The following is a 13,370-nucleotide window of genomic DNA, read 5'->3' as shown; positions in this document are numbered from 1 at the left end:
CACGAGAACACCAGACCCGACATGCAACACACCCCTCACTCGGCCGGTGTTGCACTCACCCCCAGGAACCGCGCGGTGATTCCTGCACTTCTCAGGGGAAACGTCGCCCGCCCAGTGCAAGTTTTCCCTGAGAAGTCCTCCCGTCATCTGGACGCCGGGGCCTCGCCGCCGGGCATGATGGGCCCATGACCGTGCGCCGTCACCGTGTGACCCTCCTCGTGCTGGCCCTGGTCGCGGTACTGGGCGCGGTGATCGCCTGGCCGGCGTCGGGTCGCGGTCCGGGCGCATCGGAGTCGGTCGCCGGACTGGTCGCTGGGATGGCGCTGACGATCGCGCTGCTGCTGATCGGCCACTACCGGCTCGGGGTCGACCTGCCCGCAGACGTCCACAGCGCGCGGCCGCTGGTGCCGCGACCGTCGTCGGCCGCCGTCTCGGTCATCGGCGGCATCGCGGCGGCCGTCGTCGCGGGTGTCCTCTACGCGGTGGGCCGCTCAACCTCCTCGCCCGGTGCCGTCCCGACCCTGCTCGCGGGCGGCGCGGTGCTCTTCCTCGCCCTGCAGCTGCTGTCGCGCTCGCGCCGCGTCTGAGGTCGCCGGCCCACCGCGGGAGCGGCTCACCAGAACCGCAGCGCCACCGGCAGGTCGTCGAGGGACGGCGTGTTCTCGCCGACCACGGTGAAGAGCTGACCCGACAGCTCCGACTCGGTCTGCAGCGGCAGAGCGGCCGGCACGGAGTCGGCCTCGGTGGGCGGGGTTCCGACGTCGCCCTTCCAGGAGGCGACCAGCTGCTCGGGCACCCACCCGTGGCGCACGCGCTGGGGGTGGTCGCCGACGGGCAGGTAGGCGAGCTCCTCGCCGGTGCGCGGGTCGAGCACGGCGACGGCGTCCGAGCCCGACAGGGAGATCCAGCAGGTGTCGTTCGGGCCCTCGGTGGTCCAGTACGGCTTGAGGTAGGTGTGGCCGGTCGTGGTCTCGTCGAAGAAGCGCGCCTTGCCGGTGCGGCGATCGACGAGCGCGGCGTAGTCGTCCATCGTGCCGGCGACGCACAGCGTGCGGCCGCGGGAGTCGATCGAGAGGCCGTGGTGGGCGGAGTCGTTGACGTACTGGGTCAACGGCAGCCGGGGCACGCGGTTGGGCAGGTCGATGAGGCGGGTGACGGCGCCCCGGCGCGGCTCGGGCACATCGCCGGTGCTGTAGGTGACGGCGCCGTCGAGGTCCGTGGCGCGGGTGTCGAACTCGACGATGCCGTGGAAGTAGGAAACCTGGAAGTAGATGAACCGCTCGCCCGGCGCGATCGCCATCGGCCGCACCGCCGAGGACATGCCGGGATGGCCCGCCTCGGCCAGCTCCTGGCCCATGTCCCAGCGCTGCAGGATCTTCAGGTCGCGGGCGCGGACGATCTCGAACCACCGGTCGCCCTTGATCGCGTCGTGCAGCGGCCCGATCTTCACCGGGCCGGAGTGCAGCTCGTCGCCGGGCGTGTAGACCCGGCCGATCGAGGCGTGGAAGACCTTCGTGCCGTCTGCGGAGAAGTTCGACTCGTGCGGCGTCTCGCCGGACTCGAAGGTGCGCAGCCGCTGGCCCATCGTGACGCGGGTGCCGTCGGCCAGGGTCTCCTCGACCATGGAGTACTCGTGGACGGCGCGCTCGGTGGAGTCCGAGACCAGCAGCCGGCGTCCATCGGGGGAGAGGCCCATGTGGTCGGTGCGGTAGCCGTCCATCTGCTCCTCATGGACGATCGAGTCGGCCCGACCGGCCGTGGCCTTCGCGACGTCGATCCACACGACGTCCGCGAAGCTCGGACGGCTGACGGCGAGGTAGCGGCCGTCGTTCGTGGTGAACATGTCGTCGACGTACTGGTTGTGGCCCTCGCCGGGGCCCTGCTGGATGAAGAGGAAGAACGCCAGCTTGGCCGGGTCGGCCGTGATGTCGGCCAGCTCCTGCTGCTGGTCGGGGATGAGGTCGATGCCTGCCTTGAGCACCGTGAGGGTGTCGGCGTCGACGATGGAGGCGGTGCCGGCCCAGTTGTTGCCGACGTACATGACGCTGCGCAGGTCGCGCGGCTTCGCGACGGGGCTCGTGGCGACGGACTGCTCGACGAGAGGCGTCGGGACGGCGTCGGCCGGCGTCCCGGCGAGGGCAGCGGCCGCGACGGTGGCGAGCAGGCCGGTGGCCAGGCTCGCGGCGAGCAGGCGGGAGGGGGTGGGGGCAGGACGGCGCACGGTGACTCCGGGGTTGATCGGGTGGGGTCCGCGCGCCCTCCCGTCGTCACGGCTGGGCTCATCCTGAGAGGTCGCTGAGAAGGATGCAAGCCGTCTCGGGGGGTGGGCTCCGGCGACGGCCAGTTTCCCCGGCCGGCCGGGGAAACTGGCCGATTCCGGCCCGGATCGGCCCGATTCCAGGCAGTTTCGCTGTCTGGTGTGACCAGTGGTGCAGCTGAGGTCGCCAGTCCGGGATTGGTCAGCTGAGTCTGTCGGGTTGGGACGCAAGACTTGCCTGACCAATGGCAGGAGTCACCGGGCGGCCGGTGACTCTTGACGCCGTCCCCCCTACACCCGGTCCGCGATTTCCGCGACCGCCTCGGCGTAGGCGAGCTCGCCCCCGGGGGCGGGGCCGCCCGAGAGGTTCACCCCGGCCAGACCGAGGTCGAGCATCCGACGGGCCAGGTCGACGGCGGCCGCGATGCCGGCGGCGCGGACGGCGGCCGGATCGGGGCCGGCGCCGAGGATCGAGGCGAGGTAGCCCTCGGGCATCGGCGAGGTCGTGAACGACTCCATCACCGCCGCCGAGCCCTCGTCGAGCACGATCGGCACGCACGCGATGAACGCCAGGCCGACGCCGAGGGCGCGCGCCGAGGACACGAAGCCCTCGACCGCGGCCACACCGCCGCAGTGGTTGACGAAGCACACCTCGGCGCCGGCCCGCTCCTTCTCCAACAGCCGGCCCGGACGCGCCTCGGTCGGCGGTGCGCACGGCGCCTCGCCCACCGAGACCAGGTGCCCGAAGCGGCGGGCGAGGGAGGCGGTGCGGGTGCTGTCGAGGTCGAAGACCGGCTTCGCGTCGGGCCGATGTCCGGTGTTCGTGTGGTCGCCGGTGACGCAGTGGATGCCGCCCACGCCGACGTCGGCGAGCGCGGCCAGCTCGCCCTCGAGCGCGACCCGGTTGCGGTCGCGGTTGTTGATGCCGGTCCACACCTGGAGTCCGGCCGCGCGCAGCAGATGCGCGCGATAGGCGGGCGGGAACTGCACGCGTGCGGCTCCGCTGTCGCCGGCCAGGACGGCGTCCACGCGACCGCGGAGCACGTCGGCGCACGCGGTGATCGAGGACGTCGACAGCGCGGCCGCCGGCAGGTCGACCACGACGATCGGCCGCTGCGCCATCAGCTCCCGCATCGCCGCTGCGCCGGGCTGGTCGGGCACCGCGACGGCGTCCGGGCCGCCCCACGACACCGGGGCGATGTCGAGGAACACGCACGGGTCGGGCGAGACCTCGCAGGTGCCGTCGAGCTCGACGCCGCCGCACGGTCCGTAGGTCATCGCCTTCGGGCAGGTGGCGAGGGGGAGGTCAGCCGGCAAGGATCTCCACCGTCCATCCCGTGCCCGACCGCGTGTAACTCACCCGGCGGCTCGCGGTGTCCGGCGTGCCGGTCCAGAAGAGGAGCCGCTGCGGGCGCACGCGGCGTCCGGTCCAGGTCTGCGGTGGCGCGGGTGCGGGGTTCTCGCGCTGGAACGACGCCCACCGCTCCACGCGCTCGGCGTCCGGCAGCGCCGCGAACTCGGGGGTGTTGAGCCAGGCCAGCGTCTGGAGGTAGGCGGGGCGGGCAGCGAAAACCGTCGCCTCCTCCTCCGGCTCGACGGCCTCCACCGTGCCCTGGACGACGAGCTGCCGCGACGCCTCCTCCGAGAACAGCGGGATCATCAGTGCGGCCCGACCGGTCGCGTCGACCTCGGCGATCTTGCGGGAGCGGGCGTCGGTGTGGAAGGCGAACCCCTCGGCGCTCCACTCGCTCAGCAGCACGGTGCGCGCGTTCGGCCACCCGTCGGCCGACACGGTGGCCAGCGTCATCAGCGGCCGCTCGGGGGCGTCGTTGGCCGGTAGCCACTGCGCCAGCAGCTCGAAGGGATCGGGCGTCACGCCAGTCGTCACCGCGGCCGTCACGACGGCAGCACGGGGGTGATGTCCTCGGCCGGCCCGGCGGTCTGCACGGTCGGCGTGACCAGCTTGCCGGGGTTGAGCAACCCGTGCGGGTCGGTGGTGGCCGCGAGCGCCCGGCTGCGGTCGGGCTCGTAGTCGACGAACCACTGGTGCGGGTTGTGGAACCCGACGCCGAGCTCGGTGAGCCGGTCGAAGCCGGCCCAGACGTCCTCGGCGCTGGTGTACGGCGCGGCCAGCATGCCGATCGGGCGACCGTTCTGACCCTCCAGGTGCAGCATCGCGCCGGGGTAGACCTGGTGCACCTCGTCGATGCGGTCGATGAGCGCGGCCCCGCCGACCTCGACGTGGAAGTACCGCTCGGAGGTCGAGCGGATCAGCCACTCCACCGGGTGGTTGTAGCTCATCGTCGAGAGCTTCATCGTCTGCTGCAGACCCTCCCGCACGGCCTCGACCCGGCCGCCGGCGGCCTCGACCATGGCGGTCGCCTCGGCGACGGTGGCGGCGTCCAGGATCGCGCGCAGGCTCGCCCGACCGGCCGGCATCGCCTCGGGGTCGCTGGGCAGCGCGGCGGTGACGGTCGGGACGTCGCTGGAGACCAGGCGCGGCGTCGGGTCGAGCGCGGCGATCGGGCGCACGAGGTCGAAGGCGTCGTGGAAGTCCTCGAAGCTGGCGTAGAAGGCCACCCACGGCTGGATCGGCTCGAGCTTCACGCTGACCCGGGCGATGATCCCGGTGGTGCCGTAGTTGTGCAGGTAGGGCTCGGTGGCCTCGCCCTCGAGGTGCACCAGCGCGGCGTCCGGCACCGCGTGGACGACGTCGAGCGCGGTGACGTAGCCGTGGTGCAGCATGCCGTGCTTGATCGAGCCGGTGCCGCCCGAGCCGCCGGAGACGAAGCCGCCGATGCTCGACTGCACGGTCGAGGGGAACATCAGCAGCTGCTGGCCGGTCTTGTTGGCGGCCTGCTCCATCGCGATCATCGTCGCGCCCGCGTCGGCGGTGATGACGCCGTCGCCGACCTCGACGATCGAGCGCGCCTTGGACATGTCGAGCACGAGCCCGCCCGACATCGGGATCGCCTGCCCGTAGTTGCCGGTCCCCTTGCCGCGGGGGGTGACCGGGACGCCGTGGCGCACCGCCGCCCCCACCACGAGCGCGATCTCCTCGGCGGTGGCTGGGTAGGCCACCAGCTGGGCCCGGCCCAGCGGCAGGAGGTCCTTGATGACCGGCGACATCTCCGAGCCGTCGACCGAGACCCGCGCCAGGGCGGCGTCCTCGTCGCTGACGGCGTCGGCGCCGATGAGCTCGCGCAGCTCGGCGGCGAGCGCGGCCACCGCGGCGGCGTCGACGGCGGGCAGAGCGGGCAGGGCGGGGTCGGTGATGGTCATCGGTCTCCTCCGGAGATGGTCGGGGCGGTCGGGGCGGATGCGGCGGACGTGGCGGGCGAGTGCTGGGGGAGGGCCACGTGCTGTTCGACGCGGCTGTGGGCGACCAGGCGCCCGGCGTGGACGACGTAGCGGTCGGCGCTGGCCTCGGCGACGATCGCGCCCGGCCGGGTGCCGCGGACGGCGAGCAGCTCGGCGGCCGCGCCGGGCTGGGGGCCGGCCGGCGGAAGCGACATGACCGAGCGGGCGCCGTCCGAGATGAGGGTGAGCGCCTCGTGCAGGGTGCAGTGGCCGGCGGTGACGAGCAGGGACGCCGTCTCGAGGGCGTCGCCGCGCCCGACCGGGTTGAACGGGTCGCGCACGTTGTCGGCACCGGCGCCGACCCGCACCCCGGCCTCGAGGAGCGCGCGGATCGCGGTGAGGCCGCGCGGGGTCGAGGTGGGGTGCCCCCAGCCCTGGAGGTAGAGGTTGGTGATCGGCAGGGTGACGATGCCCAGGTCGCTGGCGTGCACCTCGGCGATCGTGGCGGCGAGCTCGGCGGGCGGCATCGTGCCCAGGCGCACGCAGTGCCCGGCGGTCACCGGCTGGCTCCATTCGCGCACCCGCTTGGCGAGCTCGACGATGGTGACCGGACCGTCGAGGGACTCGTCGGTGTGCAGGTCGACCGGCGCGCCGCGACGCTCGGCGATGTCGAGTTGGCGATGCAGCTGGGGGAGCGGCTCGGTGGCCATGTGCGGAGCCCCGCCGACGAGGTCGACGCCGAGGTCGAGGGCCTCCTCGTAGACCGCGTCGCTGACGAACTCGTGGCCGAGCGCCACCAACTGCAGGTCGAGCAGTCCGTCGAGCTCGGCGCGCACCCGCAGCAGGGCCCGGACACCGCGCAGCGGGTCGCCGTCGCGCAACAGGTCGACGTGGCTGCGGATCGCGGTGGTGCCCTGGGCCAGCATCCGCAGCGCCATGGCCCGCGCCCGCTCGACGATGCTCTCCTCGGTCATGGTGGTCGCGTAGGCGACCCACGACTCCACGGCCCGGCCGAGGTCGCCCATGGGCGGCTCGATGAGGTCCCAGCTGCCGGCCTTGTCGAGGTGCGCGTGCGGCTCGGCCGGCGCCGTCATCACGGTGAAGCCGGTGAGGTCGAGCTCGGCGTCCGGGCCGCTCGCCGGGGGCGCGGACCCGGCCGGCAGCACCGCGGCCACCACGGGTCCGTCGAGGACGACGTCGACGAGTCGTCCGTCGAGGAGGGTGGCGCGGCGGAGCACCTCGAGGCGGCGGGGCAGTGGTGCCGGGGTCACGGTGGGGGCCTCCTGCGCAGGGTCGGCGAGTGGTCGGCGGGGCGTCGGCGGGACGTCGGTGGAGCGGTCGAGCAGTGTTGATGTGTTCAACATTCGGGACGTTAGGTGCCCAGATCTCGCTGGGCGTGACGCTTCGGTTTCCCCGCGGTTACGGCTGCCCGCCGGGCCCCGGAGAGCCCCCGGATGTGGCCTAGGGTGCGGACCGCCGGGCCCCGACGGGACCCCCGACGGGTCCGGCGGAAGGAGGCCTGCAGATGGTGCCGGGGACGACCTCGATGCTGCCCGTGCTCGATGCCACCGGCACCGATCGGGTCGGCGAGCGCATCCGCGCGCTGCGCCGCGCACGCGGCCTGACGCTCGTGCAGCTGGCCGGCCTCGCCGACCTCTCCCACCCCTTCCTCAGCCAGATCGAACGCGGCCTGGCCCGTCCGAGCCTGGCCTCCCTCGAGCGCATCGCGCATGCGTTGGGCGCCAGCCAGGTCGAGCTGCTCACCTTCACCGAGCCCGGCTCCGCCGACGCCGCGCCGTCGGTGCTGCGTGCGGCCGAGGGCGCCCGCGGCGCCTACGGCGGCGAGTCCGAGGCCCGGGTGCTGCTCGACGCCGGCAGCCCCTTCCGCTCCCTGGAGGTGCGCGGCGACAACACCGCCTTCGGGCCGGCGTGGGTGCACGCCGAGCACGAGTGGTTCTACGTGCTCGACGGCATCGTCGAGGTCGACCTCGGCGGCCTCGTCGAGGCCCTCGGCGTCGGCGACTCGGCGTCCTGCCCCGGCGGGGTGCCGCACTGCTGGCGCTCGCCCGACGGCCGGCCCTACCGCCTCCTCATCGTCAAGGAACAGGTGCATCGCCCGTGAACAGCCCCCAGCCCGACCGCACGCTCGTCGTCGCCGCCCGCACCGAGGTCGGCCCGGTGGTGGTGCTCGAGCTCGCCGACCCCGACGGCGTCCCGCTGCCGGCGCCGGAGCCCGGCGCCCACCTCGACCTGCTGCTGCCCGACGGCGTCGTCCGCCAGTACTCGCTGTGCGGCTCGCCCGCCGTCGCGCCCGGACGTTGGCGCCTCGCGGTGCTGCACGAGCCCGAGGGGCGCGGCGGATCGGCAGCGGTGCACGCCCGGCTCGTGGAGGGCGAGCGGGTCGGGATCGCCGGTCCGCGCAACCACTTCGGCTTCGAACCGGGCGAGGCGCCGCTGCTCCTGATCGCCGGCGGCATCGGCGTGACGCCGCTGGTGCCGATGGCCACCGCTGCGCGGGCGGCCGGGCTCGACTACAGGCTGCACGTGGCCGGTCACGCCGACCGGCTGCCGTTCGTCGAGGAGCTGGACGCCGAGCACGGCGAGCGCGTGGTGTGGCACCGCAGCGGCGTCGAGGGGCGCCCGGACGTCGACGCGCTGCTCGCCGCGGCCGCCCCGGGAACGGCCGTGTACTGCTGCGGTCCGGCCGGGCTGCTGGACGCCGTCGAGGCCGCCGCCGCGCGCCACGGACTCGCCCTGCACACCGAGCGTTTCGTGCCCGAGCAGCAGGGCGCGGTGCTGTGGGACGGCGACTTCGAGGTGGAGTTCACCCTCTCCGGGGTGACCGCCACGGTGCCGCCGGACCGCTCGATCCTCGAGGTCGCCGAGGAGAACGGCATCTTCGTGCTCTCCAGCTGCCAGGAGGGCACCTGCGGCACCTGCGAGACCCCGGTGATCGACGGCGTCGTCGACCACCGCGATTCGATCCTGACCCCTGCGGAGCGTGAGCGCGGCGACGTCATGTACGTCTGCGTCTCCCGCGCCGCCTGCCCCCGACTGGTGGTGGAACTGTGAACGCTCCCGAGAGCCTGCTCGTCCTCAACGCCCGGCTCATCACCGTGGCCGGCGACCCGGCCGCCGAGGACGACGAGACCGCGCTCGGCTACCACGAGCAGGGCTGGATGCTGGTGCGCGACGGCGTTATCGCCGCGATCGGCGACGGCGAACCGCCGGCGTCCGCACGCGAGGGCGCCGAGGTGCTCGACGTCGCCGGCGCCTTCGTCGCACCCGGTTTCCTCTCCACCCACAGCCACCTGTTCACCAGCGGCAGTCGGGGCCTCGGCGTCGCTGAGACGCTCTACGGCTGGTGCGACTCGATGCTCGGGCTCATCCGCCACGCCTCGCCGTCCGACATCTACTGGACGACGCTGCACGGCTCGCTGGACTTCCTCGACCACGGTGTCACCACCGCCTACGACTTCACCGACCCGCGCATCCCGTGGGAGCCGATGATCGACGGCGTCCGGCAGGAGAGCGACGCGATGCGGCCGGTGGAGTACCAGCTGCGCCAGATCGACGCGAAGGCCGACGCCGGGCTGCGGTTCGTGAACTCCACCCCGCTGGACGACGCCGTCGGCACCGCCGAGGAGGTGCTCGACCGGTTCGCGACCGTCGTCGACCACCTCGGCACGCTCGACCCGCGGCTCGCGCTCGGTGGCGCGATCAGCGGCAGCGTGCAGTGGTCGAACCGGCCCGACGGCGCGGAGATCGAGGTCGAGGCGATGCGCCGCTTCGGCGTCATCAACCAGGCGCACTTCCTGGAGACCCGCGAGGCCGTGGAGCACCAGCGCTCGAAGTTCGCGCTCTACCAGCGGGCCGGGGCGCTCGGGCCCGGGATGATCTTCGGCCACTTCATCCAGACCACCCCGGAGATCATCGAGGCCACCGCGGCCGGCGGCGCCGGCATGTCGTGGCAGCCGTCGTCCAACGGCCGTCTGGCCTCGGGCACGGCGAAGGTGCCGCAGATGCTCGAGCTCGGCATGACCGTCGGCATGGGCCTGGACGACCAGGCCTGCACCGACATCGCCGACCCGTGGCAGAACATGAGGCTCGGGATGTTCCTCGTGCGGGCCGAGACCGGCCGCCCGCTCGACATGATGCCGGCCACCGTGCTGCGCCTGCACACGCTCGGCGGCGCCGAGCTGCTCGGCGTGGCCGACCGCGTCGGCTCCCTGGAGGTCGGCAAGCTCGCCGACTTCCTCGTCGTCGACCCCACCGATCCCGACATCGGGCCGCTGTGGCACCCCATCCGCAACTACGTGCTCTCCTGCGGTCCGCGGCACCTCAAGGCGGTCTACGTCGGCGGCCGGCTGGCCTCGTCGAACGGACGTTCCACCTCCCCGCTCGCGACCGAGGCGAAGGCCAAGGTGCGCGAGGTGCTGGTGCCGCTCGCCGAGGCGCACGGGTGGCCGGTGTAGGTCGCGGCGCGGGGGTGTGGAGGAGGGGTTGCGGTCGGGGGACCGGGTGTCGGAGTCACCGGTGCACCGGTGATTCCTGCACTTCTCAGGGGAAATGTCGGCTGATCGGTGCCAGTTTCCCCTGAGAAGTCCTGGCTCTCGGACGTCGGCCGGCTCGACGTGACCCGGAGCCCAGTCCGGCGTCTGACCGGAGCCCGGCCGCGGCCCACAGGTTCCTGAAACGAACGTGTCAACGACACGGGTCAGGCTGTCAACGACGGTTACGGCGACGACACGGGCGTGAAATCTGGCGGGCCTAGCGTCCGGTGTTGAGCAGATCAACATCCGCCCACGACCTCTGGAGAGCAGCGCCTGTGGTGACGACTCCCCTCAGCGCCCCGGCCACCGCGCCGGCCGCCGCCCCGCCGGGCACCCTCATCGACTTCCGCGACGTCGCGATGAAGTTCCCCAACGGCACGGTCGCGCTCTCGGGCGTCGATATCAACGTCAAGCGCGGCGAGTTCGTCACCGTCGTCGGCCCGTCGGGCTGCGGCAAGTCGACGCTGCTGCGCATCGCCTCGGGCCTGGAGACCGCCAGCGACGGCACCGTCACCATCAACACCGACCGCATCGGCTACGTCTTCCAGGACGCCACCCTGCTGGCCTGGCGCGACGTGCAGCGCAACGTCGAACTGCTCGCCGAGCTCAACGGCGTCGCGAAGTCCAAGCGACAGAAGGACGCCGCCGCCGCCATCGAGCTGGTCGGCCTCAAGGGCTTCGAGAAGCACCTGCCCAAGCAGCTGTCCGGCGGTATGCGGATGCGTGCCTCGCTCGCCCGCTCGCTGACCCTCGACCCCGAACTGTTCCTCTTCGACGAGCCGTTCGGCGCCCTCGACGAGATCACCCGCGAACGCCTCAACGACGAGCTGCTCAAGCTCTTCGTCGAGCAGCAGTTCGCCGGCATGTTCATCACCCACTCTGTCTCCGAGGCGGTCTACCTCTCCACCAAGGTCGTGGTGATGTCGGGTCGTCCGGGCGCGATCGTCAAGACGGTCGACGTCCCGTTCCCGATGCCGCGCGATCCCGACATCCGCTACACCGGAGAGTTCGCCGCCCTGGTCGGCGAGGTCTCCCACGCACTCCGGGAGGGGCACCGATGAGCGCGATCACCGACACGACGACCGAGTCCGGTGCCGCCACGGACGCGATCAGCGCCGGGCGGTCGGAGAACTCCGCCGTCGCCGCCCTGCTCGCCTCGCTGAGTGGTCGTGCCGCCCTCGCCCTGCCCCCGCTCGGGGTGCTCGGCGTGATCGTCGCGATCTGGTACGGCGTCCATTCCATCCTCGGCGAGAAGGCCTTCCTGCTGCCCACGCCCGGCGAGGTCTGGAGCGGCGGATACGCCGACGCCGCGACCCGTCAGCAGATCATCGACGGTCTGATCCAGACCAGCGAGGTGACCCTGACCGGGCTGGCGATCGCCGCCGGTATCGGCATGGTGTGGGCGGTGGCGATGGCCTCGGCCAAGTGGGTCGAGCGATCGATGTACCCCTACGCCGTCCTGCTCCAGACGATCCCGATCCTGGCGATCGTGCCCCTCATCGGCGTGTGGTTCGGCTACGAGTTCAAGGCCCGTGTCGTGGTCACCGTGATGATCGCGCTCTTCCCGATGGTGGCCAACACGCTCTTCGGCCTCCAGTCGGTGGAGCGCTCCCAGCTCGAGCTGTTCCGCCTCCAGAAGGCCGGTCGGATGACCGTGTTGGCGAAGCTGACCTTTCCGGCAGCGCTGCCCGCGATCTTCGTCGGCCTGCGCACCTCCGCCGGCCTCGCGGTCGTCGGCGCGATCGTCGGCGACTTCTTCTTCCAGCGCGGCACGCCGGGCCTGGGATCCCTGCTCTCCACCTACGCCCGACTGCTCTCCTACGACAAGCTTTTCGCCACCATCTTCGTGGCCGCGGCTCTCGGCATCGCGGTCTTCGCCCTCTTCGGTCTGCTGTCGCGGCTCTTCGTGGGCCGCTGGTACGAAGCCGCCCGCTGAGCGTCGTCCCCACGCCACCTCACCCCGGCGCAGCGCCGCGCCGTCCTGTCTCGGGAACCCGCCTCACACCTGCACCCGAAAGCGAGTCCATCCATGCCCTCATCCTCTCGCCGCCTCCTCGCCTCGGTCGGCGCCATGGCCCTGACCGCCACGATGCTCGCGGCGTGCGGGTCCGACGACTCCAGCAGCGACGCCCCCGCGGCGGCTGCGGCGTCCGGTGCCGGTGCCGTCGACCTCAAGGCGGCCGGCTGTCCCGACACGATCGTCATCCAGACCGACTGGAACCCCGAGTCCGAGCACGGCCACCTCTACGAGATGTTCGGCGACGACGCGGTGATCGACGCCGACAAGAAGGTCGTCTCCGGCACGCTCTACTCCGGCGGCGAGTCCACGGGCGTCAAGCTTGAGGTGCGCGCGGGTGGACCGGCCATCGGCTACACCGGCGTCGCCGCCCAGATGTACACCGACAAGTCGATCACGATGGGCTACATCACCACCGACGACGCCATCGCGAACTCGGCCAAGACGCCCACCAAGGCCTTCTTCGCCCCCCTCGACCTCAGCCCGTTGATGGTCATGTGGGACCCGTCGTACTACCCCGACGTGCAGGGCCCGGACGACATCAAGGCCGCCCTGGACGCCTCCGGCGGCGTGTGGCGCTACTTCGCCGGCTCGGCCTACCAGGAGTACCTCGCCGACGCGGGCTACGTCTCCAAGGACTCCCAGGACTCCAGCTACGACGGCACCCCGGCCAACTTCGTGGCCGCCGGCGGCAAGGACATGCAGCAGGGCTTCGCCTCCGCCGAGCCCTACATCTACGAGAACGAGATCAAGCAGTGGGGCAAGCCGGTCGACTACGCCCTGATCTCCGAGTTCGGCTGGGACCCCTACCAGTCCTCGATGGCCGTCCGCAGCGCCGACTTCGACAGCCTGTCGGGCTGCCTGAAGGCCTTCACCCCGGTGCTCCAGCAGGCGGAGGTCGACTTCTTCGCCGACCCGACGAAGGCCAACGACCTCATCCTCAAGCTGGTGCAGGAGTACAACACCGGCTGGACCTACAGCCAGGGCGTGGCCGACTACTCGGTGAAGACGATGATCGACGACAAGCTCGTCAGCAACGGCGACAACGGCACGCTCGGCGACTTCGACGACACCCGCATGTCGGACTTCTTCACCAAGGCGAAGGACACCTTCACCAAGCTCGGCACCGACATCGACCCGAACCTGACGGTCGACGACCTCTACACCAACGAGTTCCTCGACCCCTCGATCGGCCTGCCGAACTGATCGTCCGCACCACACCTCGCATGACGTCGAACGCCCC

At 72.0% G+C, this 13,370-nt stretch carries 12 protein-coding genes; 7 read left to right on the top strand and 5 right to left on the bottom strand.

What is annotated here, in order from left to right; translation table 11 throughout:
* Positions 1-185 precede the first annotated feature (185 nt).
* Entirely contained in the window at positions 186-587 is a 402-nt protein-coding gene (locus tag ABD671_RS04095) for a hypothetical protein (protein ID WP_344731958.1), read from the top strand.
* Between the two features lie 26 nt (positions 588-613).
* Here the strand turns inward: ABD671_RS04095 and ABD671_RS04090 are convergent, their stop codons facing one another.
* The 5 genes from ABD671_RS04090 to ABD671_RS04070 all read right to left on the bottom strand — a co-directional run bounded on the left by ABD671_RS04090 (position 614) and on the right by ABD671_RS04070 (position 6,828).
* Positions 614-2,221 (bottom strand): serine/threonine protein kinase, encoded by a 1,608-nt coding sequence (locus ABD671_RS04090; RefSeq protein ID WP_344731957.1) that lies wholly within the window; start codon positions 2,219-2,221, stop codon positions 614-616.
* A gap of 327 nt (positions 2,222-2,548) precedes the next feature.
* Positions 2,549-3,574: a methylenetetrahydrofolate reductase C-terminal domain-containing protein gene (locus tag ABD671_RS04085; RefSeq protein WP_344731956.1), complete on the bottom strand. Its 1,026-nt coding sequence runs from the start codon at positions 3,572-3,574 to the stop codon at positions 2,549-2,551.
* Positions 3,564-4,133 (bottom strand): pyridoxamine 5'-phosphate oxidase family protein, encoded by a 570-nt coding sequence (locus tag ABD671_RS04080; RefSeq protein ID WP_344731955.1) that lies wholly within the window; start codon positions 4,131-4,133, stop codon positions 3,564-3,566. The genes ABD671_RS04085 and ABD671_RS04080 overlap by 11 nt, the downstream gene beginning before the upstream one ends.
* A gap of 20 nt (positions 4,134-4,153) precedes the next feature.
* The gene (locus tag ABD671_RS04075) at positions 4,154-5,539 is read right to left on the bottom strand and encodes an FAD-binding oxidoreductase (protein ID WP_344731954.1); all 1,386 of its coding nucleotides are present in this window, start codon (positions 5,537-5,539) and stop codon (positions 4,154-4,156) included.
* A complete protein-coding gene (locus ABD671_RS04070) occupies positions 5,536-6,828 on the bottom strand; it encodes an amidohydrolase family protein (RefSeq protein ID WP_344731953.1) in 1,293 nt (430 codons plus the stop codon). Before ABD671_RS04070 ends, ABD671_RS04075 begins: the two co-directional genes overlap by 4 nt.
* Before the next feature lie 254 nt (positions 6,829-7,082).
* On the opposite strand from ABD671_RS04070, the gene ABD671_RS04065 reads away from it, so the two are divergent.
* The 6 genes from ABD671_RS04065 (at position 7,083) to ABD671_RS04040 (ending at position 13,333) form a co-directional block, all read left to right on the top strand.
* A complete protein-coding gene (locus ABD671_RS04065) occupies positions 7,083-7,679 on the top strand; it encodes a helix-turn-helix domain-containing protein (RefSeq protein WP_344731952.1) in 597 nt (198 codons plus the stop codon).
* The gene (locus tag ABD671_RS04060) at positions 7,676-8,629 is read left to right on the top strand and encodes a PDR/VanB family oxidoreductase (protein ID WP_344731951.1); all 954 of its coding nucleotides are present in this window, start codon (positions 7,676-7,678) and stop codon (positions 8,627-8,629) included. Before ABD671_RS04065 ends, ABD671_RS04060 begins: the two co-directional genes overlap by 4 nt.
* Positions 8,626-10,032 carry an amidohydrolase family protein gene (locus tag ABD671_RS04055; protein ID WP_344731950.1) on the top strand — a complete coding sequence of 469 codons (1,407 nt, stop codon included), beginning with the start codon at positions 8,626-8,628 and terminating at the stop codon, positions 10,030-10,032. The genes ABD671_RS04060 and ABD671_RS04055 overlap by 4 nt, the downstream gene beginning before the upstream one ends.
* A 356-nt stretch (positions 10,033-10,388) precedes the next feature.
* Entirely contained in the window at positions 10,389-11,171 is a 783-nt protein-coding gene (locus ABD671_RS04050; RefSeq protein ID WP_344731949.1) for an ABC transporter ATP-binding protein, read from the top strand.
* Positions 11,168-12,046 carry an ABC transporter permease gene (locus tag ABD671_RS04045; protein WP_344731948.1) on the top strand — a complete coding sequence of 293 codons (879 nt, stop codon included), beginning with the start codon at positions 11,168-11,170 and terminating at the stop codon, positions 12,044-12,046. The genes ABD671_RS04050 and ABD671_RS04045 overlap by 4 nt, the downstream gene beginning before the upstream one ends.
* A gap of 93 nt (positions 12,047-12,139) precedes the next feature.
* Positions 12,140-13,333 (top strand): ABC transporter substrate-binding protein, encoded by a 1,194-nt coding sequence (locus ABD671_RS04040; protein ID WP_344731947.1) that lies wholly within the window; start codon positions 12,140-12,142, stop codon positions 13,331-13,333.
* Positions 13,334-13,370 lie beyond the last annotated feature (37 nt).

Origin of the sequence: Nocardioides fonticola, from assembly GCF_039536805.1 — a bacterium.
GTDB classification, from domain to species: Bacteria; Actinomycetota; Actinomycetes; order Propionibacteriales; family Nocardioidaceae; genus Nocardioides; species Nocardioides fonticola.
This window is presented reverse-complemented; position numbering and strand designations above follow the sequence as displayed.